Source organism: Streptomyces sp. NPDC047841 (genome assembly GCF_040704085.1).
GTDB classification, from domain to species: domain Bacteria; phylum Actinomycetota; class Actinomycetes; order Streptomycetales; family Streptomycetaceae; genus Streptomyces; species Streptomyces argyrophylli.
On record NZ_JBEYRP010000033.1, the window covers coordinates 25,352 to 48,606 of the forward strand.

At 71.7% G+C, this 23,255-nt stretch carries 31 protein-coding genes; 14 read left to right on the forward strand and 17 right to left on the reverse strand.

Going from position 1 to position 23,255, the window contains the following annotated elements:
- Window positions 1-129: 129 nt before the first annotated feature.
- The 3 genes from AB0947_RS36565 to AB0947_RS36575 form a co-directional block, all read right to left on the reverse strand.
- Window positions 130-1,056, reverse strand: coding sequence for a winged helix-turn-helix domain-containing protein (locus AB0947_RS36565; RefSeq protein ID WP_366754694.1), 927 nt, complete (start codon window positions 1,054-1,056; stop codon window positions 130-132).
- Window positions 1,057-1,395: 339 nt separating this feature from the next.
- Window positions 1,396-2,052, reverse strand: coding sequence for an HAD-IA family hydrolase (locus tag AB0947_RS36570; protein WP_366754744.1), 657 nt, complete (start codon window positions 2,050-2,052; stop codon window positions 1,396-1,398).
- Window positions 2,053-2,138: 86 nt separating this feature from the next.
- Window positions 2,139-3,017, reverse strand: a complete 879-nt coding sequence (locus tag AB0947_RS36575; RefSeq protein ID WP_366754695.1) for a winged helix-turn-helix domain-containing protein — start codon at window positions 3,015-3,017, stop codon at window positions 2,139-2,141.
- 130 nt (window positions 3,018-3,147) lie between these two features.
- Here AB0947_RS36575 and AB0947_RS36580 point away from each other — a divergent pair, with 130 nt between their 5' ends.
- Window positions 3,148-3,336 (forward strand): hypothetical protein, encoded by a 189-nt coding sequence (locus AB0947_RS36580; protein WP_366754696.1) that lies wholly within the window; start codon window positions 3,148-3,150, stop codon window positions 3,334-3,336.
- Between the two features lie 42 nt (window positions 3,337-3,378).
- Here AB0947_RS36580 and AB0947_RS36585 read toward each other — a convergent pair whose 3' ends face one another.
- Together AB0947_RS36585 and AB0947_RS36590 are read right to left on the reverse strand one after the other, a co-directional pair.
- Window positions 3,379-4,287, reverse strand: a complete 909-nt coding sequence (locus AB0947_RS36585; protein ID WP_366754697.1) for a winged helix-turn-helix domain-containing protein — start codon at window positions 4,285-4,287, stop codon at window positions 3,379-3,381.
- 332 nt (window positions 4,288-4,619) lie between these two features.
- Window positions 4,620-5,222: an aerial mycelium formation protein gene (locus tag AB0947_RS36590; protein WP_366754698.1), complete on the reverse strand. Its 603-nt coding sequence runs from the start codon at window positions 5,220-5,222 to the stop codon at window positions 4,620-4,622.
- Window positions 5,223-5,383: 161 nt separating this feature from the next.
- On the opposite strand from AB0947_RS36590, the gene dtd reads away from it, so the two are divergent.
- A complete protein-coding gene (gene dtd / locus AB0947_RS36595) occupies window positions 5,384-5,809 on the forward strand; it encodes a D-aminoacyl-tRNA deacylase (protein WP_366754699.1) in 426 nt (141 codons plus the stop codon).
- Here dtd and AB0947_RS36600 read toward each other — a convergent pair.
- Together AB0947_RS36600 and AB0947_RS36605 are read right to left on the reverse strand one after the other, a co-directional pair.
- A complete protein-coding gene (locus AB0947_RS36600; protein ID WP_366754700.1) occupies window positions 5,806-6,006 on the reverse strand; it encodes a DUF397 domain-containing protein in 201 nt (66 codons plus the stop codon). The genes dtd and AB0947_RS36600 overlap by 4 nt on opposite strands.
- Window positions 5,988-6,830: a helix-turn-helix transcriptional regulator gene (locus tag AB0947_RS36605; RefSeq protein WP_366754745.1), complete on the reverse strand. Its 843-nt coding sequence runs from the start codon at window positions 6,828-6,830 to the stop codon at window positions 5,988-5,990. Before AB0947_RS36605 ends, AB0947_RS36600 begins: the two co-directional genes overlap by 19 nt.
- A 167-nt stretch (window positions 6,831-6,997) precedes the next feature.
- On the opposite strand from AB0947_RS36605, the gene AB0947_RS36610 reads away from it, so the two are divergent.
- Complete coding sequence (locus AB0947_RS36610) at window positions 6,998-7,399, forward strand: hypothetical protein (protein ID WP_366754701.1); 402 nt, start codon at window positions 6,998-7,000, stop codon at window positions 7,397-7,399.
- Entirely contained in the window at window positions 7,396-7,707 is a 312-nt protein-coding gene (locus AB0947_RS36615) for a hypothetical protein (RefSeq protein WP_366754702.1), read from the forward strand. Before AB0947_RS36610 ends, AB0947_RS36615 begins: the two co-directional genes overlap by 4 nt.
- A gap of 107 nt (window positions 7,708-7,814) precedes the next feature.
- Here AB0947_RS36615 and AB0947_RS36620 read toward each other — a convergent pair whose 3' ends face one another.
- From AB0947_RS36620 to AB0947_RS36635, 4 genes are all read right to left on the reverse strand, one after another.
- Window positions 7,815-8,102, reverse strand: a complete 288-nt coding sequence (locus tag AB0947_RS36620) for a DUF1416 domain-containing protein (protein WP_366754703.1) — start codon at window positions 8,100-8,102, stop codon at window positions 7,815-7,817.
- 43 nt (window positions 8,103-8,145) lie between these two features.
- Window positions 8,146-8,991, reverse strand: a complete 846-nt coding sequence (locus tag AB0947_RS36625) for a sulfurtransferase (RefSeq protein ID WP_366754704.1) — start codon at window positions 8,989-8,991, stop codon at window positions 8,146-8,148.
- 122 nt (window positions 8,992-9,113) lie between these two features.
- On the reverse strand, window positions 9,114-9,194 hold the full coding sequence (locus tag AB0947_RS36630) for an Ms5788A family Cys-rich leader peptide (RefSeq protein WP_350751515.1): 81 nt from the start codon (window positions 9,192-9,194) through the stop codon (window positions 9,114-9,116).
- Between the two features lie 229 nt (window positions 9,195-9,423).
- A complete protein-coding gene (locus tag AB0947_RS36635; protein WP_366754705.1) occupies window positions 9,424-10,161 on the reverse strand; it encodes a DUF2993 domain-containing protein in 738 nt (245 codons plus the stop codon).
- Window positions 10,162-10,293: 132 nt separating this feature from the next.
- Between AB0947_RS36635 and AB0947_RS36640 the strand changes: the two genes are divergently transcribed.
- Window positions 10,294-10,557, forward strand: coding sequence for a DUF3099 domain-containing protein (locus tag AB0947_RS36640; protein ID WP_366754706.1), 264 nt, complete (start codon window positions 10,294-10,296; stop codon window positions 10,555-10,557).
- 27 nt (window positions 10,558-10,584) lie between these two features.
- Here AB0947_RS36640 and AB0947_RS36645 read toward each other — a convergent pair whose 3' ends face one another.
- The gene (locus AB0947_RS36645; RefSeq protein ID WP_171155039.1) at window positions 10,585-10,947 is read right to left on the reverse strand and encodes a DsrE family protein; all 363 of its coding nucleotides are present in this window, start codon (window positions 10,945-10,947) and stop codon (window positions 10,585-10,587) included.
- A 235-nt stretch (window positions 10,948-11,182) separates the two neighbouring features.
- Here AB0947_RS36645 and AB0947_RS36650 point away from each other — a divergent pair, with 235 nt between their 5' ends.
- From AB0947_RS36650 to AB0947_RS36660, 3 genes are read left to right on the forward strand one after another with little or no spacing between them, the layout of a single operon-like run.
- Window positions 11,183-11,758 carry an FABP family protein gene (locus tag AB0947_RS36650; protein ID WP_366754707.1) on the forward strand — a complete coding sequence of 192 codons (576 nt, stop codon included), beginning with the start codon at window positions 11,183-11,185 and terminating at the stop codon, window positions 11,756-11,758.
- Window positions 11,759-11,807: 49 nt separating this feature from the next.
- Window positions 11,808-12,245 carry a transcriptional repressor gene (locus AB0947_RS36655; protein WP_366754708.1) on the forward strand — a complete coding sequence of 146 codons (438 nt, stop codon included), beginning with the start codon at window positions 11,808-11,810 and terminating at the stop codon, window positions 12,243-12,245.
- A gap of 9 nt (window positions 12,246-12,254) precedes the next feature.
- Window positions 12,255-13,220, forward strand: coding sequence for a folate-binding protein (locus tag AB0947_RS36660; RefSeq protein ID WP_366754709.1), 966 nt, complete (start codon window positions 12,255-12,257; stop codon window positions 13,218-13,220).
- A 26-nt stretch (window positions 13,221-13,246) separates the two neighbouring features.
- Here AB0947_RS36660 and AB0947_RS36665 read toward each other — a convergent pair whose 3' ends face one another.
- The 4 genes from AB0947_RS36665 to AB0947_RS36680 form a co-directional block, all read right to left on the reverse strand.
- A complete protein-coding gene (locus AB0947_RS36665; protein WP_366754710.1) occupies window positions 13,247-14,443 on the reverse strand; it encodes a serine hydrolase domain-containing protein in 1,197 nt (398 codons plus the stop codon).
- A 75-nt stretch (window positions 14,444-14,518) separates the two neighbouring features.
- Window positions 14,519-15,808, reverse strand: coding sequence for a hypothetical protein (locus AB0947_RS36670; RefSeq protein WP_366754711.1), 1,290 nt, complete (start codon window positions 15,806-15,808; stop codon window positions 14,519-14,521).
- Between the two features lie 3 nt (window positions 15,809-15,811).
- Window positions 15,812-16,066 carry a MoaD/ThiS family protein gene (locus tag AB0947_RS36675; protein WP_171155021.1) on the reverse strand — a complete coding sequence of 85 codons (255 nt, stop codon included), beginning with the start codon at window positions 16,064-16,066 and terminating at the stop codon, window positions 15,812-15,814.
- A 66-nt stretch (window positions 16,067-16,132) separates the two neighbouring features.
- Window positions 16,133-16,981: an alpha/beta fold hydrolase gene (locus AB0947_RS36680; protein WP_366754712.1), complete on the reverse strand. Its 849-nt coding sequence runs from the start codon at window positions 16,979-16,981 to the stop codon at window positions 16,133-16,135.
- 180 nt (window positions 16,982-17,161) lie between these two features.
- Here AB0947_RS36680 and AB0947_RS36685 point away from each other — a divergent pair, with 180 nt between their 5' ends.
- The 6 genes from AB0947_RS36685 (at window position 17,162) to AB0947_RS36710 (ending at window position 22,741) form a co-directional block, all read left to right on the forward strand.
- Window positions 17,162-17,941: a response regulator transcription factor gene (locus AB0947_RS36685; RefSeq protein ID WP_366754713.1), complete on the forward strand. Its 780-nt coding sequence runs from the start codon at window positions 17,162-17,164 to the stop codon at window positions 17,939-17,941.
- Between the two features lie 106 nt (window positions 17,942-18,047).
- Window positions 18,048-19,070: a LacI family DNA-binding transcriptional regulator gene (locus AB0947_RS36690; RefSeq protein ID WP_366754714.1), complete on the forward strand. Its 1,023-nt coding sequence runs from the start codon at window positions 18,048-18,050 to the stop codon at window positions 19,068-19,070.
- A 118-nt stretch (window positions 19,071-19,188) separates the two neighbouring features.
- Window positions 19,189-20,178 (forward strand): trypsin-like peptidase domain-containing protein, encoded by a 990-nt coding sequence (locus AB0947_RS36695; RefSeq protein WP_366754715.1) that lies wholly within the window; start codon window positions 19,189-19,191, stop codon window positions 20,176-20,178.
- 25 nt (window positions 20,179-20,203) lie between these two features.
- Window positions 20,204-20,428: a hypothetical protein gene (locus AB0947_RS36700; RefSeq protein WP_030653636.1), complete on the forward strand. Its 225-nt coding sequence runs from the start codon at window positions 20,204-20,206 to the stop codon at window positions 20,426-20,428.
- A gap of 127 nt (window positions 20,429-20,555) precedes the next feature.
- Window positions 20,556-21,290, forward strand: coding sequence for a response regulator transcription factor (locus AB0947_RS36705; RefSeq protein WP_189893656.1), 735 nt, complete (start codon window positions 20,556-20,558; stop codon window positions 21,288-21,290).
- On the forward strand, window positions 21,287-22,741 hold the full coding sequence (locus AB0947_RS36710; protein WP_366754716.1) for a HAMP domain-containing sensor histidine kinase: 1,455 nt from the start codon (window positions 21,287-21,289) through the stop codon (window positions 22,739-22,741). Before AB0947_RS36705 ends, AB0947_RS36710 begins: the two co-directional genes overlap by 4 nt.
- 7 nt (window positions 22,742-22,748) lie before the next feature.
- Here the strand turns inward: AB0947_RS36710 and AB0947_RS36715 are convergent, their stop codons facing one another.
- Window positions 22,749-23,237, reverse strand: a complete 489-nt coding sequence (locus AB0947_RS36715) for a MarR family transcriptional regulator (protein ID WP_366754717.1) — start codon at window positions 23,235-23,237, stop codon at window positions 22,749-22,751.
- Window positions 23,238-23,255 lie beyond the last annotated feature (18 nt).

Sequence of the window (23,255 nt, forward strand, 5' to 3'; positions counted from 1 at the left end):
AAGTCCGCTTGGCGGGCGGCACGACCGGGCGCCCAGCCGAGTAGCCCAACGGTGGTCTGACACTCACCTGTGCGGGGTCGTCCGAGGCCGGCTCGTCGCCATCCCTCGCGCAGGGATCCGAGCGGTCGCTCAGCCTGCCTGCGCGGATGCTATCGCATGGGCACGGGCCTCGTCGGTGAGCAACGTCCACACTCCCTCGAACCAGCCCGTCATCTTGTCCACGAAGGTGGAGCCCGGGGAGTCGGGACGGCCGTCGCGGACGTGGTGGGTGAGCGTGGCGCCGAGACCCAGGACGTCGACGGCGTCGATCTCCTCGCCCGTCTCGAGCATCACCGGGCGCTCCACCGGCGTGTAGGTGCCGTGCAGCACCTCCTCGCCGTTGATGACGTACAGCTTGAACGACGGGGCGAGGGAGACGTGCCGGAACTCGTACTCCACCGACTTCACCAGCTTCTCGGTGCGCAGTTCGCCGAGGACCTTGTGCAGTGAGGCGGTGTGCCGCTCGGTGATGCCGCGCAGCCGGTCCAGCAGCCGGGCGTCGTCCGCGGGGTCCTTGCCCCGCGGGTAGGGCAGCAGTTCGATGACGGACGGGGACGGGAGCACCATGCGCAGCGCGATGCGCTCCGGCGCGATGATGCGGGCCCGGATGCGCTCGGCCTGCGCGTGGATGTGCGTGTCGAGGCTCTCGGAGGTCAGGGTGTAGATGTCCAGCGTCACCTCGTCGCGCTCGAACGCCTCGGCGATCAGCGGGCCCAGGGTCATCGGGTGCCGGGACCGGCTGGCCCGGGGGGCGGCCGAGTGGATGCGCTGGTTCCTGACGACCCGTGAGCGCTTGCCCTGCTGCGACTCGATCCAGCCCTCGTTGCCCAGCTCCGTCAGCACCCGCTGCACGGTGAACCGGGAGACCCCGAACTCCTGCGCGAGCGCGTTCTGCGAGGGCAGCTCGGTGCCCAGCGGGTAACCGCCGTCGGCGATCCGCACCCGCAGCTCGTCGGAGACCCGGCGGAACGCCTTGCCGCCGGCCTCGTCGTCCTTCCCGCCCGTCCTGCCCGTCACAGCCGGTACGTACCTCTGGCGGGCCTGCGGCAAACACCGGCAACCAGTCAACCAGTCAGGTCAACTTGCTTGTTACAGGATCTAGTTGACAGGGAATGCAGCAACAAGCAGTCAACTTCATCAGTCAACAGGCAGGACCTGAGCGGTTGACTGATCAGCGGCGGTGTACGGGGGTGGCGGCCTTGACGGTCCATGTGCTCGGGATGGACGTGCGGATAGACGACCTGGTCCAACTGGCCTTGTGGGGCATCGGTCTGCTGACGCCCCTCACCGCCTGGGTCCGCGGGTGGACACGGCGCCGGCGGGCGGCCGGGCTCCCGGGGCCGGCGCGGGCCGCGGTCACCGGCGGCGCAGCGCCAGCAGCAGGGGTTCCAGCGACCCGACGACGCACTCGGCTCCGGCCTCCCGCAAAAGCTTCCCCTTCTGTTCGTTACGCGCGTACCCGAGGAACGGCACGCCGGCGTCGCGCGCGGCGGTCAGGTCGGAGGGAGAGTCACCGATCATCAGGGCGTCCGAGGGGGCGGCGCCCATCGCGCTCAGGGCCCGGTTCAGACAGTGCGGGTCGGGCTTGAGCAGGTGCAGGTCGGTGGTGCGGCCGTAGATGTGGGGGCTGAAGCAGGCGGTGAGGCCCCGGGTGTCGAGGTAGGCGCTGACCACCCGGGGGGAGTTGTTCGTGGTGATGGCCAGGCGGGAGCCGACCGCGGTCCAGGTGCGGATCAGCGGGTCGGCGTAGGCGGTGGGCAGCGCCGACGCGGCGGCCCGCAGTTCCTCCTTGGTGAGCCGTGCCTCCAGTTCGGCGACGAGGTCGCTGCCGGGGTGCCGGCGGTCCACGGCGCGCAGCACGCCGTGCGGGTCCATCGCCTCGCGCTCGGCGTCGTCGAGCAGGCCGTGCAGTCCACGGCCGGCCAGCCACTCCACCAGCCCGGCCGCCACCCGCTCCGCCTTGTGCCCGGCGAACAGCCGGCAGATGGGCCCGTCGAAGTCCCAGAGAACCACGCGGGCGCGGCGCAGCAGTTCCCAGGGCTGTGTGGCCGTGCCGGCCGCTGTACCGGTCGTCGTGTCAGTCGTCGTCTCTGTGGTCACTAGGAGAGTGTCAGGTCCGTGGAGATGGTTTCCCAGAGGGCGTCGAACCACTTCTGGGACTGTTCCACGAACGCGGCGTCCCGGCGCCCGGTGCGCTTCTCGAAGGAGAAGAGCAGGGACTCGGAGCCGAGGGTGTCGTACATCTCCAGCGTCCCGCTCTCGGTGGGCTCCTCGCGGCGCGTGACCATGTAGTACGCGTACAGCGCCTCCGCGCCGTTGAGCAGGTACAACTTCGCCGGCGGGGTGAACGGCAGCGCCCGGAAGGCGACGTGGACGTCGATGTCGTGGGTGCCGCGCAGGGCCTGGAGGTTGTACTGGAGCACCTGCCCCTGGGCGTTGCGCATCGCCAGCCACCGCTGGTGGACGGCGTCGTCGTCGCTGCCGGCGTCGACCGATACCGGGAAGGCGAGGTTGATGTCCCGGGACGGCAGCAGGATGCGCACGTCGATCCGCTCCGGTCGCAGCCGGCCGTCGTGGATCAGGCGCAGCGGTTCGCCGAGGGCGGGGATCAGGCTCTGCGCGGTCAGGCAGACGGCGTCGATGCGCACGTGCGGCGCGGCGAAGGCATCGGTCAGCCGGGGCGCGAGGGCCACCATGGTCGGCTGCGGCTCCTCGCGCGCGGGGCCCGGTTCGGCGACCCGGGGCGGGCTGCCCTTGCTGACGTTGCTGAGCAGTCCGGCCTCCTGGAGCACGCGCAGGGCCTGACGTACGGTGCCGCGCTCCACGCCGAACTCCCCGGCCAGCTCGGCCTGGGTGGGCAGCCGCTCGCCGACGCGGAGGGCACCGCTCCGGATGCGTTCGCGCAGGGTGTCGGCGATCTGCTGGGCCGTGAGCCGCCCGCTGCCATTCACTGCCACGTTCTCCTGGGTCACGACCAAACGCTACAACCCTGCACCGTCTACGGGGAGTTGTTGAAAAGTTGTTTGCGGATAGGTGCCAAGTGGGGACAACTTAATCAGAGTTGGTCGCCAACTTGGTCAAGTTGGCAGACCGAAAGGGGGAACGTCCATGCCTGTCCTCGCGCTCCTCTCCGCCCTCCTCGTGGTCGGCTCCGAGCAGCTCGTCCAGTGGCGGTTCGGCGGCGCCGGCCTCGTCGGCCTGCTCCTGCTCACCGTCGGTGTCAAGGCCGAGAGCCCGGCCGTCAGCTCGGCCGGCGCGGTCCTGCTGGCGGTCCTGCTGGCCGGTCCCGCGCTGTGACGCCGGCCGGGCAGGCGCGGGGCGCCGGCGCTCGGTGCCGGGCTACGGCGTCAGCGCCAGGTCCGAGCTGATCGTCTCCCACAGCGCCTCGAACCACAGGCGGGACTGCTCCACGAACATCGCGTCCCGCTGTCCGGCCCGCCGCTCGAAGGCGAACAGCATGGACCGGGTGCCGTCGGCGTCGTACAGCTCCACGTGCTCGTGCTCGATCTCCCGCTCCCGGCGCCCCAGCGTGTAGTACGCGAACAGCGCCTCGGAGTCGCCCAGCAGGTAGAGCTTGACCGGCGGGGTGAACGGCAGCGCCCGGAAGGAGACCCGGACGTCGATCCCGTGCGTGGTGCACAGCGCCAGCAGGTTCTGCCGCAGCACCAGGCCCTGGGCGTTGCGCTGGGCCAGCCACCGCCGGCGCAGCAGACCGCCGTCGTCGGCGCCCACCGGCGTCGGGAAGGCCAGGTCGATGTCGCGGCTGGGCAGCAGCAGCCGCACGTCGATCTTGGCCGGTTTCAGCCGCCCGGCGTGGATCTGCCGCAGCGGCTCGCCGATCGCCAGGGTGAGCGAGACGGAGGTCAGGCAGAGGGCGTCGATCCGCACGTGCGGGGCGGCGAAGGCGGCGGCGACGCGCGGCGCGAGGCCGACCATGGTGGGCTGCGGCGGCGCGGCGGGCCCCGCCGGGGGACGCCCCGGTCCCGGGACCGCCGCCACGGTGGCCGGGCTGCCCTTGGAAACATCGGTGAGCAGATGCTCCGACGCCAGGATGCGCAAGGCCTGCCGCACCGCGCCGCGTTCGACCCCGAACTCGTCGGCCAGCTTGGCCTGGGTGGGCATGCGCTCGCCCGGCCGCAGCACACCGGACCTGATCCGGCTGCGGAGTTCGTCGGCGATCTCGCGGTGGGACGAGCGGTGCCGCTGGGGCCTCGTCCGCCCACTGGCGGAGGCGTGCTCCGGGTCCACAATCGAACAGTACAACTTCCCGCCAACTTGCGGCAGTTCCCCGACGGCTGGTTATAAGCCGCTTTCCAGCGGACATAAGTACAGTGAAGTTGGCAACCAACTTGCGGGACATGGTCGGACTTCCCAGTGGTTGGCCGCTCGGGTTCCCTTCCGGAGGGGAGCCGGGAGCCCGGACAGGGGACGGCCGCCGGAGCGCACAGCCACAACTGAACAGCGACATCTGAATACCGACATCGCACAGCCACAACTGAACAGCTCGCTACGGATGCAGAGCACGCGGAGGGAATCACCGCAGACAGGGCGCCGACCTCGCACGAGGCGGCGCCCTTTCGTCACATCAGCAGGTCGTCCACCTGGGCCTCGCCCTCCCGGTACCGGCGGGCGATCTCCCCGCTGCAGTCGTCGGCCGTCCGCTGCAACCGCTGGCGGCGCCGCGAGACCTCCTGCTCGTAGCGGACCAACCGCCCCATGGCGGCGCTCAGTTCCAGGTCCGTACGCGCCGTCAGGTCCGACAGCTCGACCTCGGCGAGCATCTCGGCGGCCAGTTGCCCGTACTCCTCGTTGTGCGGGGTGCCGAGCGTGACATGGCGGGCCGAGGAGCGCTGCCGGGCCGGGGCGTCCTTCAGGATCTCCGGGAGCCGGTCGACCACGGAACCGTCCGCCGGCGCCGGCACGGACGCCCGGCCGCGCCGTCCCAGCTCCGCGCGCAGGATGTCGATTCGCCCCTGGAGCAGCCGCCGCACATAGCTGAGGTCCGCCTCGTCGCGCTGGGCGTCCCGGCGCAGGGCGCGCACCTCGGGAAGGCTCAGCCGGGCCAGGTCGTGCTCGGCAGGCTCGGCGGGCAGAGCAGGGCCCGCGGAGCCGTCGGCGCGCTGGACGGGCGGCCGGTACGTCGCCTGCGTCCCCAGCCGCCCGCTGGTACTCGGTGTGCTCATCGTGCGTGTGACCGTCCCCTCGACCGGCGTGTGGGAAGCATCGTGCCACCCCAACCGACCGCAATGTGACCGAGTGCGCGCGAACGTCCCCAGATGGGCGGTAAGAGATCCATAGTGGACCCCGTGCGGGCTAGTGCGGGACACCGGGCATGATGGTCCGCATGCGTGCGGTGGTGCAGAGGGTGGACGGCGCGAGCGTCGTCGTGGACGGCGAGACGGTGGGCGCGATCGAGGGCGAGGGGCTGTGCGTCCTCGTCGGGGTGACCCATGAGGACACCAAGGAGAAGGCGGCGCAGCTCGCCCGCAAGCTGTGGACGGTCCGGATGCTGCACGACGAGAAGTCGTGCAGCGACATCGCCGCCCCGCTCCTGGTGATCAGCCAGTTCACCCTCTACGGCGACGCCCGCAAGGGCCGCCGCCCCACCTGGAACGCGGCGGCCCCCGGCGACGTCGCCGAGCCCCTGGTCGACGAGGTGGTGGCCCAGCTGCGCGCCCTGGGCGCGACGGTGGCGACGGGCCGCTTCGGCGCCCAGATGAGGGTGACCCTGACGAACGACGGTCCGTTCACGGTGCTGCTGGAAATCTAGCGGGCGTTCCCCTTGACCCCGCCCACGAACGCCGACCAGGCCTCCGGCCCGAAGACGAGGGTTCCACGGGCGGGGGCCTTGCTGTCCCGGACGGGGACGAGGGGGAGGCTGTCGGCGACTTCGACGCAGTTGCCGCCGTCCGAGTTGCTGTAGCTGCTCTTGCGCCACTTCACGTTGCTCAGGTCGATGGCTCGCACGGGACTTCCTCCAACATCCGCAGGATGAATTTGTGCGACTCCGCCGGGGAGAGGGCTTGGTCGCGCACCGCATCATATGTGCGGTGGAATCGCTCAACCTGGCTTAGCTCCTCGATGAGTTCACCTCGCACGTCGTTTTCGACGTATGCCACGGTACGGCCGCCCGGCAGCCTGAGGAACATGACGTCGGTGCTGTCCAGTCCGTGCAGCCCGGCACCGAACGGCAGCACGTGGAGGGCGATGTTCGGCTGCACCGCAGCCTCCGCCAAGTGCTCCAGTTGCCCCCGCCACTGCCGTGGGTCGCGCAGTGAGTTCCGTAGAACCGCTTCGGAGAGGAGGACGCGGAACGGGGGTGGGTCGCCCCCCTCCAGCACCGACCGCCGTCCGGTGCGCGCCTCCACTTGCTGGTCCAACTCCTCACCCCTCAGGCCACCCGCAGCCAGTGCTTCGCGGGCGTACCCGACTGTCTGGAGGAGCCCCGGCGGTCTGCTCACCGAGTACTGCCACAAACTGATCGCCTCGGCTTCCAGCAGCATGTACCGCCGGTACTGCTCCTTGAACTGCGTCGGGTCCGCCACCGCCAGCTCCCACAGCGTGACCAGCAGCCCCGGCGTTCCGTAGAACTGGTCCAGCGCCTGGACGACCTCGGGTCCGCCCAGGGTCTGCCCGCTCTCCATCTTGCTGAACTGGGACGCGTCCCAGCCGACCTCCTTCGCCAGGTCCCGCAGGCTCAGCCCCCGTTCGCTCCGCAGGCGCCGTAACTCCTCGCTGAACCGTGCCCTCGGCTCCTGGCTCCGTCCCGTGACCACCAACCGCTGTGGCATCGCGCTCCTGTTGAATTTGTTGAATGTGGCGGGCCCCGCGTTGAATTTGGCCCGCTCAGCAGCCGGGACGCCGTTTCCGTGCGTCATGCTCTTGAACACCACCGAACACGCAGCGTAGCCGCCTCTTCGCGCTGCGCACACGCGTTCTTGGAAAGGAGCAGGCCGTGATGACGACGACGCCCGAGTCCCACGAGCCGGGACGACTTCTCTACGACCCCGCCACCGACAGGGTCGGCGAGTACCGGGACCGGGCCGGCCCCTACGTGATGCTGCGCCCCGTCGGCGGCGGGGCGGAGTGGCAGGCCGATCCGGAGAAGGTGCGTCCGGCCACGGACCGGGAGCGGATCGGGGCGGGTGTGCGGGCCGTCAACCAGCGCGCCAGGGGCGTCCCGTCGCTGCCGCCGCCCCTGGACGAGGCGAGCCGGCCACCGCGCCCCGTGCCGGGCTGTGCCGCCTGTCTGGAGCTGGCGGAGCGGCGGGAGGCGGCGCGGGTGGCGTACGACCGCAGCGCCGAGACCGACGCGAACGTGCTGCTGCGCCAGCACCAGCGGACGGAGCACCGCGCATGACGGCCGAGCGGGGCGGTCTGCCGTACGAGGAGTGCAGGCGGTGGCAGCGGGAGAACCCGGCGCCACGGAACCGGGCCACGACCCTGCCGGCCTACGCGCTGCCGCCCTTCCATCCCGCGTTCGCGCCCGATCCGCGCCCCGGGGTGCGTGGTGCGCCCGACGTCCCCGACCCGGGCCCCCCGCCCGGCCCCGGACGCCGTCCCGGGCGCCGCGCGCCCGAGGGTGCGGCCGTCAGCGGTTTCCTCGCCGCGCTCCGCGTCGGCGCGCTGCTCGCGGCGATCGGGCTCGCGGCGGTCCGGCGCTGCTGACGCGGGCCCGTGCACAGCCGAAGGGCCGCACCCCCCATTGGCGTCCAACCCGGGGGATGCGGCCCTCAGCCGTCACTGAGCCCGTCACAGGCCCTCCAGCGGTCCGCTCAGACCGCGATGGCGACCTCGGCCAGGCCGCCCTTCTGGGCGACGACCGTGCGGTCGGCGGTCGCACCCGGCACCAGCGCCCGCAGCGTCCACGTGCCCTCGGCCGCGTAGAAGCGGAACTGGCCGGTCGCGGAGGTGGGCACCTCCGCGGTGAACTCGCCGGTCGAGTCGAGCAGTCGGACGTATCCGGTCACCGGCTCGCCGTCGCGGGTCACCTGGCCCTGGATCGTGGTCTCACCGGGCTTGACCGTCGAGGCGTCCGGGCCGCCGGCCTTCGCTCCACACATGCGTTTCTCCAGAGGGGTCTCGGTCCGACCAGAAGGTCGGGGGTTACTTGGCGGCGCCGAGCTCGATCGGCACGCCCACGAGGGAGCCGTACTCGGTCCAGGAGCCGTCGTAGTTCTTGACGTTCTCCACGCCCAGCAGCTCGTGCAGCACGAACCAGGTCAGGGCCGAGCGCTCACCGATGCGGCAGTAGGCGATCGTGTCCTTGGCGAGGTCCACGTTCTCGGCGGCGTAGAGCTCCTTGAGCTCCTCGTCCGACTTGAAGGTGCCGTCGTCGTTGGCGTTCTTCGACCACGGGATGTTGCGGGCGCTCGGCACGTGGCCCGGCCGCTGCGACTGCTCCTGCGGCAGGTGCGCCGGGGCGAGCAGCTTGCCGGAGAACTCGTCGGGCGAGCGGACGTCGACCAGGTTCTGCGAGCCGATCGCGTTCACGACGTCGTCGCGGAAGGCGCGGATCGAGGTGTCCTGCGCCTTGGCCTTGTAGTCGGTCTTCGGGCGCTCGGGGACCTCGTCGCCGGCGACCAGCTCACGGGCGTCCAGCTCCCACTTCTTGCGGCCGCCGTCGAGGAGCTTGACGTTCTCGTGGCCGTACAGCTTGAAGTACCAGTAGGCGTACGACGCGAACCAGTTGTTGTTGCCGCCGTAGAGGACCACCGTGTGGTCGTTGGCGATGCCCTTCTCCGACAGGAGCTTCTCGAAGCCCTCCTGGTCGATGAAGTCACGGCGGACCGGGTCCTGGAGGTCCTTGGTCCAGTCGATGCGGATCGCGTTCTTGATGTGGTTCTTGTCGTAGGCGGACGTGTCCTCGTCCACCTCGACGATCGCGATGGTCGGGTCGTCCAGGTGCTCCTGGAGCCAGTCGGCGTCGACCAGGACGTCGCTGCGGCTCATGCTCTTCTCCTCCGGGGCAGTCGCGGCGGGGCGTGCGAGTAGAGAGGGGCGCGCTCGGTGCCGAGCGGCGCACGGATGCCCTGGCAGCAGGGCGGGTGAGACGCGGGAGCAGGGGCTTCCGCTCAGAAGGGGCGACAGAGCATGGCGGCAACGCGGCACAGGTCCACTGCCCGCCGCTTCGTGAGATCCGCCTGTCGCTTCATGGGCTCGATCGTAGGGACGTCCGGGCGGGCGTGTCACCGGTGTGTCACATGGCGAGACGGGATCGTCCGAATGGCGGGATGCGCATGCCCCCCGAACAGCGTTCGACGGCCCCCTGGCGCTCGCCCAGGTCATCGCATCTGCGCTACGGACGTGACCGTCTCGCCAGTCGGACAGGGCCGGTCACTGCCCTCGCCCGGTCCGCCGGCGTCCGTCTCCGCCGGCGTCCGACTACCCCGCCAGCTTGACGTCCGAACCCTTCACGCTGATCCGCACGCCCTTCGGCGCGGCCTCCACCTTGTCCAGCTTGATGCCGCCGGGCAGCTGGTCGACGGCCTGCTGGAAGTCGGTGATCCGGCGGATGCGGTCCTCCGCGATCGCTGCGGCGCCCAGCTGCGGCAGCGAGTCCGCGTGCACCTCGACCTTGTTGTTCACCACGGCCACCGAGCTGAGCACGGACACCGTCTGCTTGACCCCGAGGGCGGGGACGGTCCCCTGCACCGCGACCTTGATCTTCCCGTTGCCGCCGTCGGAGAGGCCGACGACCCGGGCCATGACGCCGGGCGCCACCTCGGTCGGCTCGGACTTGGCCGTCTTCAGCAGCTCGGCGTACGAGATCGACGCCGTGCCGGTCGCGGTGGACGCGGTGGCCGAGCTGTAGTCGCCGGAGAACTCGACGCCCTTCATGTCGGCCTTCAGGTCGTCGATCCGGATGGTCTGGCCGGGCTTGCCGGTGGCGGCCCGGTAGTCCTTGATGCCGACCTCGACGTCGTCGAGGGAGCCGCCCGCGAGCTGGGTGAGGAACGGGAAGCCCTTGATGTCCACGCTCGGGGTCGAGGACAGGTTCTGGGTCGCCTTCAGCTTGTCCGCGGCCTCGCCCTCGGCGAAGTGCACGGCGACCCGGTCCACGATCACGAAGAGTCCGCCCAGGACCACGACGAGGATCAGGAGTATTCGCAGGGCGCGCATGTGGTGGTTCCCCTGGGTCGGCGACGGTGTTCGTGAATCCGGTACGGACACGCCACGGTAACCCCGCCGGGCCCGGTCGCAGGGAATTTGTGGATCAGTTGTGACAGGCCGCGCCGGACCTACAGTGGACGTATGTACGCCCGGCGTCGGCACGTCTACTTCGCCATGATGGGGACCTGCATCGGTCTCTTCGTCCTGGCCTGGGGGGTCATCCGCATCTGGTCGGTGCCCGCGGCCGTCGGCATGTGCGTGCTGGCCATGGTCATCCCGCCGGTCGCCGCGATGATCGCCAACCGCCGGGGCCCGGAGGACCGCTGGTGGGACGACCCCTCGGGCGACCCGCAGTCCGACGAGTGGTGGGACGAACTGGACGGCAAGAAGCGCCCGCGGCCCTAGGAGCGCCGGCGGCCCCGCGGGGAGGGCTCAGTAGACGAGCGCCTGCGTGTCCTCCGCCAGTGCCTCCTGCACGAAGACCTGCGCGCCCGCGATCCGTACGCCCTCGACGACGTCCTTCTCCGTGATCTCCCGGCGGGCGGCGCACTGCGTGCACAGCGTGACGCGTCCGGCGGCGAGGACCGACTCCAGCAGATCGGGCAGCGGCGCGGCGTGCGGCAGCTCGAACTCGGCGGCCCGGCCCGGCAGCGCGAACCAGGACGACTCCCCGGTCAGCCACAGCGAGACCTCGACCCCGCTGGCCACGGCCACGGCGGCCACCGTGAACGCCTGCGAGCACCGCTCGGGGGCGTCCGCCCCGGCCGTCACCTTGATCACGAGCTTCTTCGCCATGCGGGAAGCGTAGCCCTCGGCGGCGCCGCCCCTCGCAAGGAGCGCCCCGGCCCGGCCGCGTAAGCTGGGCTGCGGCTCTGTCGTCCACCCACCCTCGCTCAAGGAGCACCCGTGGAAGCATTCTTCGAAGTCCTGCTGGTCCTGGTCTGCGTCGGCGTGCTCGCCTTCGCCGGTCTGACCGTGAAGAAGCTGTTCCAGGGCCAGCGCTGATCCACACCCACGAAAGCCTCCGCTCATGATCGAGATCCCGTCCGACCTGCACAAGGACCTCGTCCCGCTCGCCTTCCTGCTCGGCAACTGGGCCGGCGCGGGCGTGCATGACTTCCCCGGCTCGGAAAAGTGCAACTTCGGGCAGGAGGTCAGCTTCACCCACGACGGCCGGGACTTCCTGGAGTACCGCTCCCGCACCTGGGTGCTCGACCAGGACGGCAACAAGGTCCGCCCCCTGGAGACCGAGTCCGGCTTCTGGCGCATCCGCCCGGACCGCAAGGTCGAGGTCACGATGACCCGCGACGACGGCGTGATCGAGATCTGGTACGGCGAGATGGCCGACAAGAAGCCGCAGATCGACCTGGTCACGGACGCCGTCGCCCGCACCGCGGACTCCCGGCCGTACAGCGGCGGCAAGCGCCTCTACGGCTACGTCAAGAGCGACCTGATGTGGGTCGGCGAGAAGCAGACCCCCGAGGTCCCGCTGCGCCCCTACATGTCGGCCCAGCTGAAGAAGGTCGTCACCCCGGAGGACGTCGAGCGCTGGGCGAAGGCCCTCCCCGACGACCTCCCGGACGACGGCATCGCGTTCTTCAAGTAGGCCGTCTTCGTCCGGTGGCACCGCGCCCGGTGGCTCTAGACTCGTCGGTGTGGTGAGCACCGACTGGAAGAGCGACCTCAGGCAGCGCGGCTACCGGCTGACGCCTCAGCGGCAGCTTGTCCTGGAAGCCGTGGACACCCTCGAGCACGCGACCCCCGACGACATCCTCGTGGAAGTGAGGAAGACGGCGTCGGGGGTCAACATTTCCACCGTCTACCGCACGCTGGAGCTGCTGGAGGAACTGGGCCTGGTCAGCCACGCCCACCTCGGGCACGGCGCCCCGACCTACCACCTCGCCGACCGCCACCACCATCTGCACCTGGTGTGCCGGGACTGCGACGACGTCATCGAGGCGGACCTGGACGTGGCCGGGGAGTTCACGGACAAGCTGCGCCGGCAGTTCGGTTTCGACACCGACATGAAGCACTTCGCGATCTTCGGCCGGTGCCGGGACTGTTCCCTGAAGGGTTCAAGTACCACGTCGTAGGCTTGCGGTATGAAGAGCCCCCTGCTGTCCCTGCCCGGCGCCGTCCCCGCCGAGGGTGTGGACGAAGGTGTCGCCGCCCACTACGGCGACCTGTTCCGCGAACAGCGCGCCCTCGCCGACGGCGCCGGTTTCGTCGATCTCTCGCACCGCGGTGTCGTCACCGTCAGCGGCGAGGACCGGCTGAGCTGGCTGCACCTGCTGCTCACCCAGCACGTCAGCGAACTGCCCGTGGGAGAGGCCACCGAGGCCCTGATCCTCTCCGCGCACGGGCACATCGAGCACGCCCTGTACCTGGTGGACGACGGCGCGACCGTCTGGGCCCATGTGGAGCCCGGCACCCAGGACGCGCTGATCGCGTACCTGGAGTCGATGAAGTTCTTCTACCGGGTGGAGGTCGCCGACCGTACCGCCGACATCGCCGTGGTGCACCTGCCCGCCGGTTCCATCGCCGACGTCCCGGACGGGGTCGTCGTGCGCGAGACGCCGTACGGCCGTGACCTCTTCCTGCCCCGGGCCGGCCTGGAGGAGTTCGCCGCCTCCCACGGGCCCGCCGCCGGGCTCCTCGCCTACGAGGCGCTGCGCGTCGAGCAGCACCGGCCCCGGCTGGGCTTCGAGACCGACCACCGCACCATCCCGCACGAGCTGGGCTGGATCGGCACGGCGGTGCACCTGCAGAAGGGCTGCTACCGCGGGCAGGAGACCGTCGCCCGGGTGCAGAACCTGGGCAAGCCGCCGCGCCGGCTGGTCTTCCTGCACCTGGACGGCAGCGACGTCCATCTCCCGGTCCCCGGCACGGAGATACGCGTTGCGGACGACGGCCCGGAGGGCCGCAGGGTCGGTGTCGTGACGACGTCGGTGCGCCACCACGAGCTGGGGCCGGTCGCGCTGGCACTGGTGAAGCGGAACGTCCCGGTCGACGCGCGGCTCCTGGCCGGGGAGACGGCGGCGGCCCAGGAGGTCGTGGTCGAGCCGTAGGGCCTTTCGCTCGGATCGCGGCGGGCTCAGGCGGTGAGCACGCCGGCGACCCGCTCGACCATGTCCTCCCCCGCGTTCAGCGCGGTCGGCGTATAGGACAGCACGAAGCGCGTCGACAGGTCGGGCGTGGCGAACGCACGGGTGCGGTAGCCGTAGGTCTCGCCGGTCTTCCCCCAGAAGGTCGTGCCGTTCACCGTGGCCGCCTGAAGGCCCATGCCGTAGCGGGCCGGGGTGCCGTCCAGCATGGGCACGGCGGGCAGGGTGACCATCTTGCGCAGGGCCGGCCCCGGCAGCAGCACCCCGCCGAACAGGGCCTCCTGGAACCGGAAGAGGTCGTCCGCGGTGGAGACCAGTTCGCCCTCGCCCCAGGCGGCGGACTGGTCGTAGACCGTGACGTCGCGCAGGCTCCCGTCCGTCATGCGCAGGAAGCCGTGGACGGACGGGCCGTGCAGGCGGGGGTCGCCGCCCGGTATCCGGGTTCCGGTCAGTCCCAGGGGCCGCAGGATCCGGGAGGCGATCACCTCCCCGTAGGGGCGCCCTGTCAATTCCTCGATCAGGAGGGCGAGGAAGACGTAGTTGACGCCCCGGTACTCCTGCGCGTGGCCGGGACGGAACTTGAGGCGGTCCCGCGTCACCGTGGCGACCAGGGCCCGCGGTGTCCAGTGGTCGAAGCGGTACCGCAGGACCGCCTCCGGTGTGCCGAGGTCCGGCAGGCCCCGGTGGTCGGGCAGCCCGCTGGTGTGCTGGAGCAGATGCGCCACCTCGACGCGCTGGAAACGGGCGGGCAGGGCGAGGCCGGGGAGGCAGTGCGTGATCGGGGCGTCCAGGTCCACCCGGCCCTCCGCCCAGAGCTGGAGCACGACCGTGGCGACGAGGGCCTTCGTCACGCTGCCCGCGCGGAAGCGGTCGTCCGCCCGGACGGACCGGCCGCTCACCGGGCCGGCCGTGCCCGCGGTGCCGTACCAGCGGCTGCCCCGCCGCTCCACCAGCAGCTGGGCGGCGGTCGCCTCCGGATGCGAGAGATCGCTGATCGCGGCGCGTAAGGCGGCGATGTCGAGCGGGACGGGACCGGAAGCGGTGGGGTCCGGGGCCGTGCGGTCCGGAGCCGTGGGGGCGGGCGCGATCGGCGCGGCCGTCGCCGGGGCGGCGAGGCCCGCGGTGGCGAGCGACAGGGCGGTGGCCGCGCCCATGCCGGCGAAGGCGCGTCGGGAGAGGGAAGTCATGGGAACGATCTTTCTCCCGCCCGCGCGCCGGGACATCGGGGATGCCCCCGAAGCGACCCTGGGCCGCCCCCGACCTCAGCCCAGGGCGCGGCCCAGGACCCACACCACCGGTGCCGCCGCCGACAGGGGCAGGGCCACGCCGGCCGTGAAGTGGACGAAGCGGGACGGGTAGTCGTAGCCGGCCACCCGGTGGCCGATCAGGGCGCACGCCCCGGCGGCGGCGCCCAGCAGCGCCCCCTTCGTGCCGAAGCCGGTCATGCCGCCCACGGCGATCCCCGCGCCCGCCGCCGCGAGCAGCGCGACCACGACCGACACCGGGGTCGGCAGGGGCAGGGCACGGGCCAGGACCGCCACCGCGACGGCCGCGGCGCCGACCGAGACCGCGTGCGCGTCGACGGCCAGGTACCCGGTGGCCAGGACCGCGAGCGCCGCCGAGGCGACCGTCGCCATCAGGCCGTACATCCGCTCGTCCGGCGAGGCGTGCGAGCGCAGCTGGAGGACCAGGGAGAGCAGCACCCACAGGCCGAGCGGGCCGAGGATGGCCACCAGGGCGTGGTCGCGGCCCGCCGCGAGGACCGCGACGTCGGACGTCAGCGCGCCCGCGAAGGCCAGCGCGATGCCCTGCCGGGCCGGCCACATGCCGTTCAGCCGGAACCAGCCCGCCGCCGTCACCGCCTGGAGCACCACCAGCGGCACGGCCAGGGCGTACGAGGCGACGGGGGCCGCCGCGGCGAGGAGCAGGCCCAGCACGGCGGTGAGCAGCGCCGGCTGCATGCCGGGCTCGATGATCGGGGAACGGCCCTCCAGTCGGGCCCGCTGGGCGTCGGTGATCCGCGCGTTGCCGGCGAGGGTGGCGGGGCCGTAGGCGGGCCCGGCCTCCGGTTCGGCCGGGGACACGGGCGCCGCCGGTGCGGGGGCGGGCGCCGGTTCGGGGCTCGGCGCGGACGCGTACGTCCCCGCCCCCGTGTGCGCTCCTGCGTGCGCCCCCGTGTGCGTCCCGTCGTACGCCCCCGGGTACGGCTGCCCGGCGTACGGCTCCCCGTACTGCTGCTGGGGCTGGGACTGGGACTGGTGGTACTGCGGCTCCTGGTAAGCGTGCTGCTGGTGTCCCTGCTGGGGGTACCCCGGCTGCGGATACCCCGCCTGCTGGTACCCGCCCTGCTGCTGCTCCTGCCGCGGCAGGTACGCCGTCTCCGCCGCCTGCACCGGCGCGTGCGTCTGCGTCTCCCAGGTCTGGCCCTGCCACTGCTGGGTGAGCTCCGGGTCGTGGCCGGGCTGCCCGTGGTGCGGGTCCTGCGCGGGCCACTGCTGCTGGTAGGGGTCGTAGCCCTCGTAGGGGCCGCCCTGGTACGGCTGGTTGGTCATCGCTCACCCTCCTGCGAACGGCGGGAGCACCTCGACCGTGCCGCCCTCGGCCAGCCGTACCGTCTCATGCGCGCGGGTCCCGACGGGGTCGCCGTCGACGAGGAAGGAGCATCGCTGCAGCACGCGGGTGAGTTCGCCGGGGTGCCGCGTGCGCACGGCGGCCAGCGCGCCGGCCAGCGTGTCCGCCTCGTACGGCTCCTCGGCGACCTGGGCCGCGGCCTTGGCGGCGGCCCAGTAGCGCACCGTGACCTTGGGCATCTGAATCCTCAATCGACGGCAGGGACAGGAACAAACAAGAGAACGATAAGGACAGTGTGGGTCAGGCTAGCCCGCCGCCGTCACCGACCAGTCCCCGATCCGGGCCATCAGGGCGTCGTCCGCCGCGTTCTCCGCGTGGCCCATGCCCGGTACGACCCACAGGCCGGCGTGCCCGCCGGCCGCCTCGGCGAGCATCCGGGGGTGGTCGAGCGGGAAGTAGCCGTCGCGGTCGCCGTGGACGATCAGGAGCGGCGTCGGGGCGATCCTCGGGACCGCCTGCACGGGCGGGAGCGGGACCGGGTCCCAGTCCCGGTGGTGGATGCGCGTGCGCAGGCCGTAGCGGCCCACCAGGCGGCCCTCGGGGCGGGTGACCAACCAGTGCAGGCGGCGCATGGGGGCCGTGCCCCGGTAGTACCAGCGGGCCGGCGCGCTGACGGAGACGACGGCGTCCGTGCCGCCGTGCAGCGCCGCGTGCCGCAGGACCACCGAGCCGCCCATGGAGAAGCCGACGGTCACCACGCGCGCGTGCCCGAGAGCGCGGGCCCACTCCACGGCGGCGGCGAGGTCCAGCACCTCCTTGTCGCCGACCGTGGACCGTCCGCCGGAGCGGCCGTGGCCGCGGAAGGAGAAGGTGACGACGGCGCCGTAGCCGCGCAGGACGCCCGCCACCCGGCGCACGTGCGGGCGTTCCACGTCCCCGGTGAAGCCGTGCGCGATGACGAACACCAGGTCACCGGAGGCCGGCCGGGAGGCGTCCGGAGGGGTGTCGTACCCGGCGGACGGCGGATCGTATACGGAATCGATCGGAATTCCGTCGGCGGTGCGCAGAAACGTCCGGATAGGGCTCTGTCTGCCTGTCTCGGAATTCGGACGAACGGTGGAACGTGCCCCATGACCTGCCGGACGGTTGCTCATGTGGGCTATTCTGCTGGGCAGAGGACTCGGGCAGCGTAGCCCCCGGGTCCTTTTGTGCTTTCGGAAGCGTTGTATACGAAGCGGGAAACCTCAGGTGACCGCCGGTGTACGGGGCCTTCGGGATCGCAGAGCAGTACCCGTCCGCACTGTCCTCGCAGGGACCGAGGAGGAACCAGACGTATGAGTTCTCTGCTGCTCCTGACCAACGCCCTCCAGCCGTCGACGGAGGTGCTCCCGGCCCTCGGCCTGCTCCTGCACAACGTGCGGGTCGCCCCGGCGGAGGGGCCCGCCCTGGTCGACACCCCGGGCGCCGACGTCATCCTCATCGACGGCCGGCGCGATCTGCCCCAGGTGCGCAGCCTCTGCCAGCTGCTGCGGTCCACCGGCCCCGGCTGTCCGCTGCTCCTCGTCGTCACCGAGGGCGGCCTCGCCGCCGTCACGGCCGACTGGGGCATCGACGACGTCCTGCTGGACACCGCCGGTCCGGCGGAGGTCGAGGCGCGGCTGCGGCTCGCCATGGGACGCCAGCAGATCGTCAACGACGACTCGCCGATGGAGATCCGCAACGGCGACCTCTCGGTGGACGAGGCGACCTACAGCGCCAAGCTCAAGGGGCGGGTCCTGGACCTGACCTTCAAGGAGTTCGAGCTGCTGAAGTACCTCGCCCAGCACCCGGGCCGCGTCTTCACCCGCGCCCAGCTGCTCCAGGAGGTGTGGGGCTACGACTACTTCGGCGGCACCCGCACGGTCGACGTGCACGTACGGCGGCTGCGCGCCAAGCTCGGCCCGGAGCACGAATCGCTGATCGGGACCGTCCGGAACGTCGGTTATCGATTCGTTACACCGGAGAAGCCCGACCGGTCCGCCGAGGAGGCCAAGGCCAAGGCGAGCCGGGCAAAGCCGGAGGATGCGGACGCGCCCGCCGTCCTGGAGGGCACCGAGGTCCACGCCGAGGCCTAGCCGGTCCACGGCGGACGCGTGAGGGCACCCGGGCGGGGCACCGCCCGTGCCCGGCCGCCCGTGATACGCCCTGCCCACGGCGGGTCAATCCGCGTAGACTCCGCGCGTGGCCAAGGTGACTCGGGATGACGTGGCACGGCTGGCTGGAACCTCCACAGCCGTCGTCAGTTATGTCATCAACAACGGACCCCGGCCGGTCGCCCCGGCAACGCGCGAGCGCGTCCTCGCCGCGATCAAGGAACTGGGGTACCGGCCCGACCGGGTCGCCCAGGCGATGGCCTCCCGGCGCACCGACCTCATAGGCCTCATCATCCCCGACGCCCGCCAGCCGTTCTTCGGCGAGATGGCGCACGCGGTCGAGCAGGCCGCCTCGGAGCGCGGGAAGATGGTCCTGGTCGGCAACACCGACTACATCGGCGAGCGCGAGGTCCACTACCTGCGTGCCTTCCTCGGTATGCGCGTCTCGGGCCTGATCCTCGTCTCGCACGCCCTGAACGACCTGGCCGCCGCCGAGATCGACGCCTGGGACGCCCGGGTGGTGCTGCTGCACGAGCGTCCGGAGGCCATCGACGACGTGGCCGTGGTGACGGACGACCTGGGCGGCGCCCAGCTCGCCGTGCGCCACCTGCTGGAGCACGGCTACGACTACGTCGCCTGCATGGGCGGCACGGCGCAGACGCCGGCGGTCGGCGACCCGGTCTCCGACCACGTCGAGGGCTGGAAGCGGGCCATGGCCGAGGCGGGCCTGTCCACCGAGGGCCGGCTGTTCGAGGCGCCGTACAACCGCTACGACGCCTACCGGGTGGCCCTGGACGTCCTGTCCGGCCCCCACCGGCCGCCCGCGGTCTTCTGTTCCACCGACGACCAGGCCATCGGACTGCTGCGGGCCGCCCGCGAGCTGCGCATCGACGTGCCCGGGCAGCTCGCGGTGGCCGGCTTCGACGACATCAAGGAGGCCGCGCTCGCCGACCCGCCGCTGACCACGGTCGCCTCCGACCGCTCGGCGATGGCGCGGGCGGCGGTCGACCTGGTGCTGGACGACGGGCTGCGGGTCGCCGGGTCCCGGCGCGAGCGGCTGAAGACGTTCCCCTCGCGGCTGGTGCTGCGCACGAGCTGCGGCTGCCACTGATCCCGGGGGCCTTCCCGAAGAGGCCCCCGATCCCTCTTTATATCGGGCAAACGCGGTTCTGCCGGGCTTCTCAGGCGGCACTCAGGAAGCTCTCATGGTCGCGGGGGACTCTTTTGTCATGACCGAGAGCCAGGGCACTTACGAGCAGCCGCACTCCTACTCCGCTCCTGTGAACCCCGAGTGGCCGCCCCCGCCGCCGTACCAGCCGGCGACCGCGGCCCCCGAGCCCGGGAAGAAGCGCACCCGCGGGCCGATGGGCCTGCTCGCGGCGGTGGCGATCGTCGCGGCGGCGGTCGGCGGCGGTACGGCGTACGCCTTCCAGGAGCTGGCGGGCAAGGACACGGTGGCCACCGCCGGCAGCACCACCACCGTGGTGCCGTCGAGCAAGAAGGGCGACGTCGCCGCCATCGCCGCGGCGGTCAGCCCGAGTGTGGTCGAGATCAACGCGACGCTCCAGAACGGCTCCTCCACCGGCTCCGGCGTGATCATCACCTCGAACGGCGAGATCGTCACCAACAACCACGTCGTCTCCGGCGCCACCTCGGTCAAGGTGCGCACCAGCGACGGCAGGAGCTACACCGCCGAGGTCGTCGGCACCGACAGCTCCAAGGACCTCGCCCTGATCAGACTGAAGGGCGCCTCCGGCCTCAAGGCGGCGGCGCTCGGTGACTCGGGCGGCGTCCAGGTCGGCGACACGGTCGTCGCGATCGGCTCCCCCGAGGGCCTGACCGGCACGGTCACCAGCGGCATCGTCTCCGCCCTGAACCGGGACGTCACCGTCTCCACCGACGAGAACCAGGGACAGAGCCAGGACGGCGAGGGGCAGTGGCCCTTCCAGTTCGGCGGCCGTGAGTTCAACGGCGACACCGGCTCGTCCACCACCACCTACAAGGCCATCCAGACCGACGCGTCCCTCAACCCCGGCAACTCCGGCGGTGCGCTGATCGACGCGAGCGGTCACGTCATAGGCATCAACTCCGCGATGTATTCCTCCGCCTCGCAGGCGTCCTCGTCCTCGGACGCAGGCAGCATCGGCCTCGGCTTCGCCATCCCCGTCGACACGGTGAAGTCCGACCTGGCCAAGCTGCGGGCGGGCTCCGACAGCTAGCAACACCGAGTGCAAGGAGCAGGTCATGATCAAGCACGTCCCCCACCGGTTCAGTGAGCGTGGTCCGGCCGGTCTCACCCTGGCCCTGTCCATCGTGTCCGAGCTGCACGTGCCCGTCCCGGCGCCCCGGGCCCCCGAGGTGGCCGCGCCCGTCACGCCGGTCCCCCAGCTGATGGGCCTGCGCACCTCCGCCGCCCGTCCGCACCGCCGCAAGGTCCCGCTGCACCGCCTGAACACGGTCCGGGTCTGACCTGCGCGCGTGTCCCCGGCTCCCGGACATGGGACGCTGAGAGACACCGGCCACGGCCGGGAGGCCCCCACCCCCGGCCGGAAGGCACCGGCCGGCCCACCCACCGCACCCCGAGGAAACGCGAGCGATGAGTCCCGCCGAAGGCGACCGTGACCCCCAGCGCATCCTGATCGTCGACGACGAGCCGGCCGTGCGCGAGGCCCTCCAGCGCAGCCTCGCCTTCGAGGGGTACGGCACCGAGGTCGCCGTCGACGGCGCGGACGCCCTGGAGAAGGCCACGGCCTACCAGCCCGACCTGGTCGTGCTGGACATCCAGATGCCGCGCATGGACGGGCTGACCGCGGCCCGCCGCATCCGGGGTGCGGGGGACACCACCCCCATCCTCATGCTCACCGCCCGCGACACCGTCGGCGACCGCGTCACCGGCCTGGACGCGGGCGCCGACGACTACCTGGTCAAACCGTTCGAGCTGGACGAGCTCTTCGCCCGCATCCGCGCCCTGCTGCGCCGCAGCTCCTACGCGGCGGCGGTGTCGGCCGAGGCCCAGGCGGACGAGGCGCTCACCTTCGCCGACCTGCGCATGGACCTCGCGACCCGGGAGGTCACGCGCGGCGGCCGGCCGGTCGAGCTGACCCGCACGGAGTTCACCCTGCTGGAGATGTTCATGGCACATCCGCGTCAGGTGCTCACCCGTGAGCAGATCCTGAAGGCGGTGTGGGGCTTCGACTTCGAGCCCTCCTCCAACTCCCTCGACGTCTACGTCATGTACCTGCGCCGCAAGACCGAGGCCGGCGGCGAGCCGCGCCTGGTGCACACCGTGCGCGGGGTGGGTTACGTCCTGCGGCAGGGCGGCGCCGAGTGAGGCAGCTGGCGCGCCGGTACCGGGCGCTGCCGCTGCGGGCGCGACTGGCGATGCTGGTCGCGGCGGCGGTGGCGTTCGCGGTGGCGGCGGTCTCGGTGAGCTGCTGGTTCCTCGTGGAGCGCAAGCTGTACGACCAGCTCGACGAGGACCTGCAGAAGTCCCTGCGGAACACGACGCAGACGGACCAGTTGCAGTTCACCCTGGACAACTGCACGGACACCCCGCAGGCCAACAGCTTCCTGCTGCGCGACCGGTACTCCCAGCTGGTCACGGAGGACGGCAAGGTCTGCCTGTTCGGTGCCGCCTCGGGCCGGATCAGGATCACCCAGGCCGACCGGACCGAGATCAGGAACCTCGACACCAGCATCCTGTACTTCCGCAACGGCAGCGACGACGAGGGCAACGAGCTGCGGGTGCTCACCAAGCCCGTCGGCGGCACCTCCACCCCGAGCGGCGGGCGCGGGCCCAACGTCGGCGTGCTCATCGCCGTACCCCTCAAGAGCACGCAGAAGACCCTCAACGACCTCGCCCTGGTCCTCCTGCTCGTCTCCGCCGTCGGTGTCGTCGGCGCCGGCGCCGCGGGCCTCGCCGTCGCGCGGGCCGGGCTGCGCCCCGTGGACAAGCTCACCGAGGCCGTGGAGCACGTGGCCCGCACGGAGGACCTGACCATCCGCATCCCCGTGGAGGACGTCAGCGAGGACGAGGTGGCCCGGCTGTCGAGGTCGTTCAACTCGATGACCGCGTCGCTGGCCAGCTCCCGCGAGCTCCAGCAGCAGCTGATCGCGGACGCGGGCCATGAACTGCGCACGCCCCTGACCTCGCTCAGGACGAACATCGAACTGCTCACCCGCAGCGAGGAGACGGGCCGTCCGCTCCCGCCCGAGGACCGCAAGGCGCTGCTCGCCTCGGTCAAGGCGCAGGTGACCGAGCTGGCCGCGCTGATCGGCGACCTCCAGGAGCTGTCCCGTTCGGAGGGGCAGCACGGCGAACGCGTCCAGCTGGTCGCCCTCCAGGACACCGTCGAGGCGGCGCTGCGCCGGGCCCGGCTGCGCGGCCCCGAGCTGTCGATCACCGCGGACCTGGAGCCCTGGTTCGTGCGGGCGGAGCCCTCCGCGCTGGAGCGGGCGATCGTCAACATCCTGGACAACGCGGTGAAGTTCAGCCCCGAGGGCGGCACGGTCGAGGTGCGGCTCAGCGAGGGTGTGCTGACGGTCCGCGATCACGGCCCCGGCATCGCCGAGGACGAACTGCCGCACGTCTTCGACCGGTTCTGGCGCTCCCCCAGCGCCCGCGCCCTGCCGGGCTCGGGCCTCGGCCTGTCCATCGTCGCCCGTACGGTCAAGCAGGCGGGCGGCGAGGTCTCGCTGGCCCTCGCCGAGGGCGGCGGCACGGTGGCGACGGTACGGCTGCCGGGGGCGCCGACCCCGCCGCCGGAGACACCGGCCGGCTGATCCGTACTCAGTCCGGCCGGGGCATGGCGCGCAGCCGCTGGACCTGGGTGTGGCCGAGGTCGCGGGACCGGCGCAGGTGCCGGGTGATCGCCCGCAGTTCGTCCTCGCTGTGGTCGTCCAGGAGGGTCTGCCAGGTCCGGCCTAGGTCGTCCCACAGCGCGGTGACGCGGGTGAGGCGCTCGGGGACGGGGGTGACCAGCACGCGGCGGCGGTCCTGCCGGTCGGGGGTGCGGGTGACGTAGCCGCCGCGTTCCAGCCGGTCCACCAGACGGGTGGCCGAGCCGGTGGTGAGGCCGGTGCGGTCGGCGATCTGCCGGACGGTGAGCGGTTCGGGCTCGGCGGTCAGCAGGCTCAGGCACTGCACGTCGGTCGGGTGCAGGCCGAGGTGGTCGGCGACGGCCTGGTTGAACAGCACGTAGGCGGCCAGGTAGCGCCTGGACTCCACGGCCAGCTCCTCGTACAGGCGGGCCCGGTCGGGGCCGGTCGCGTCGGTCACGGGGTCTCCTCGCCGAAA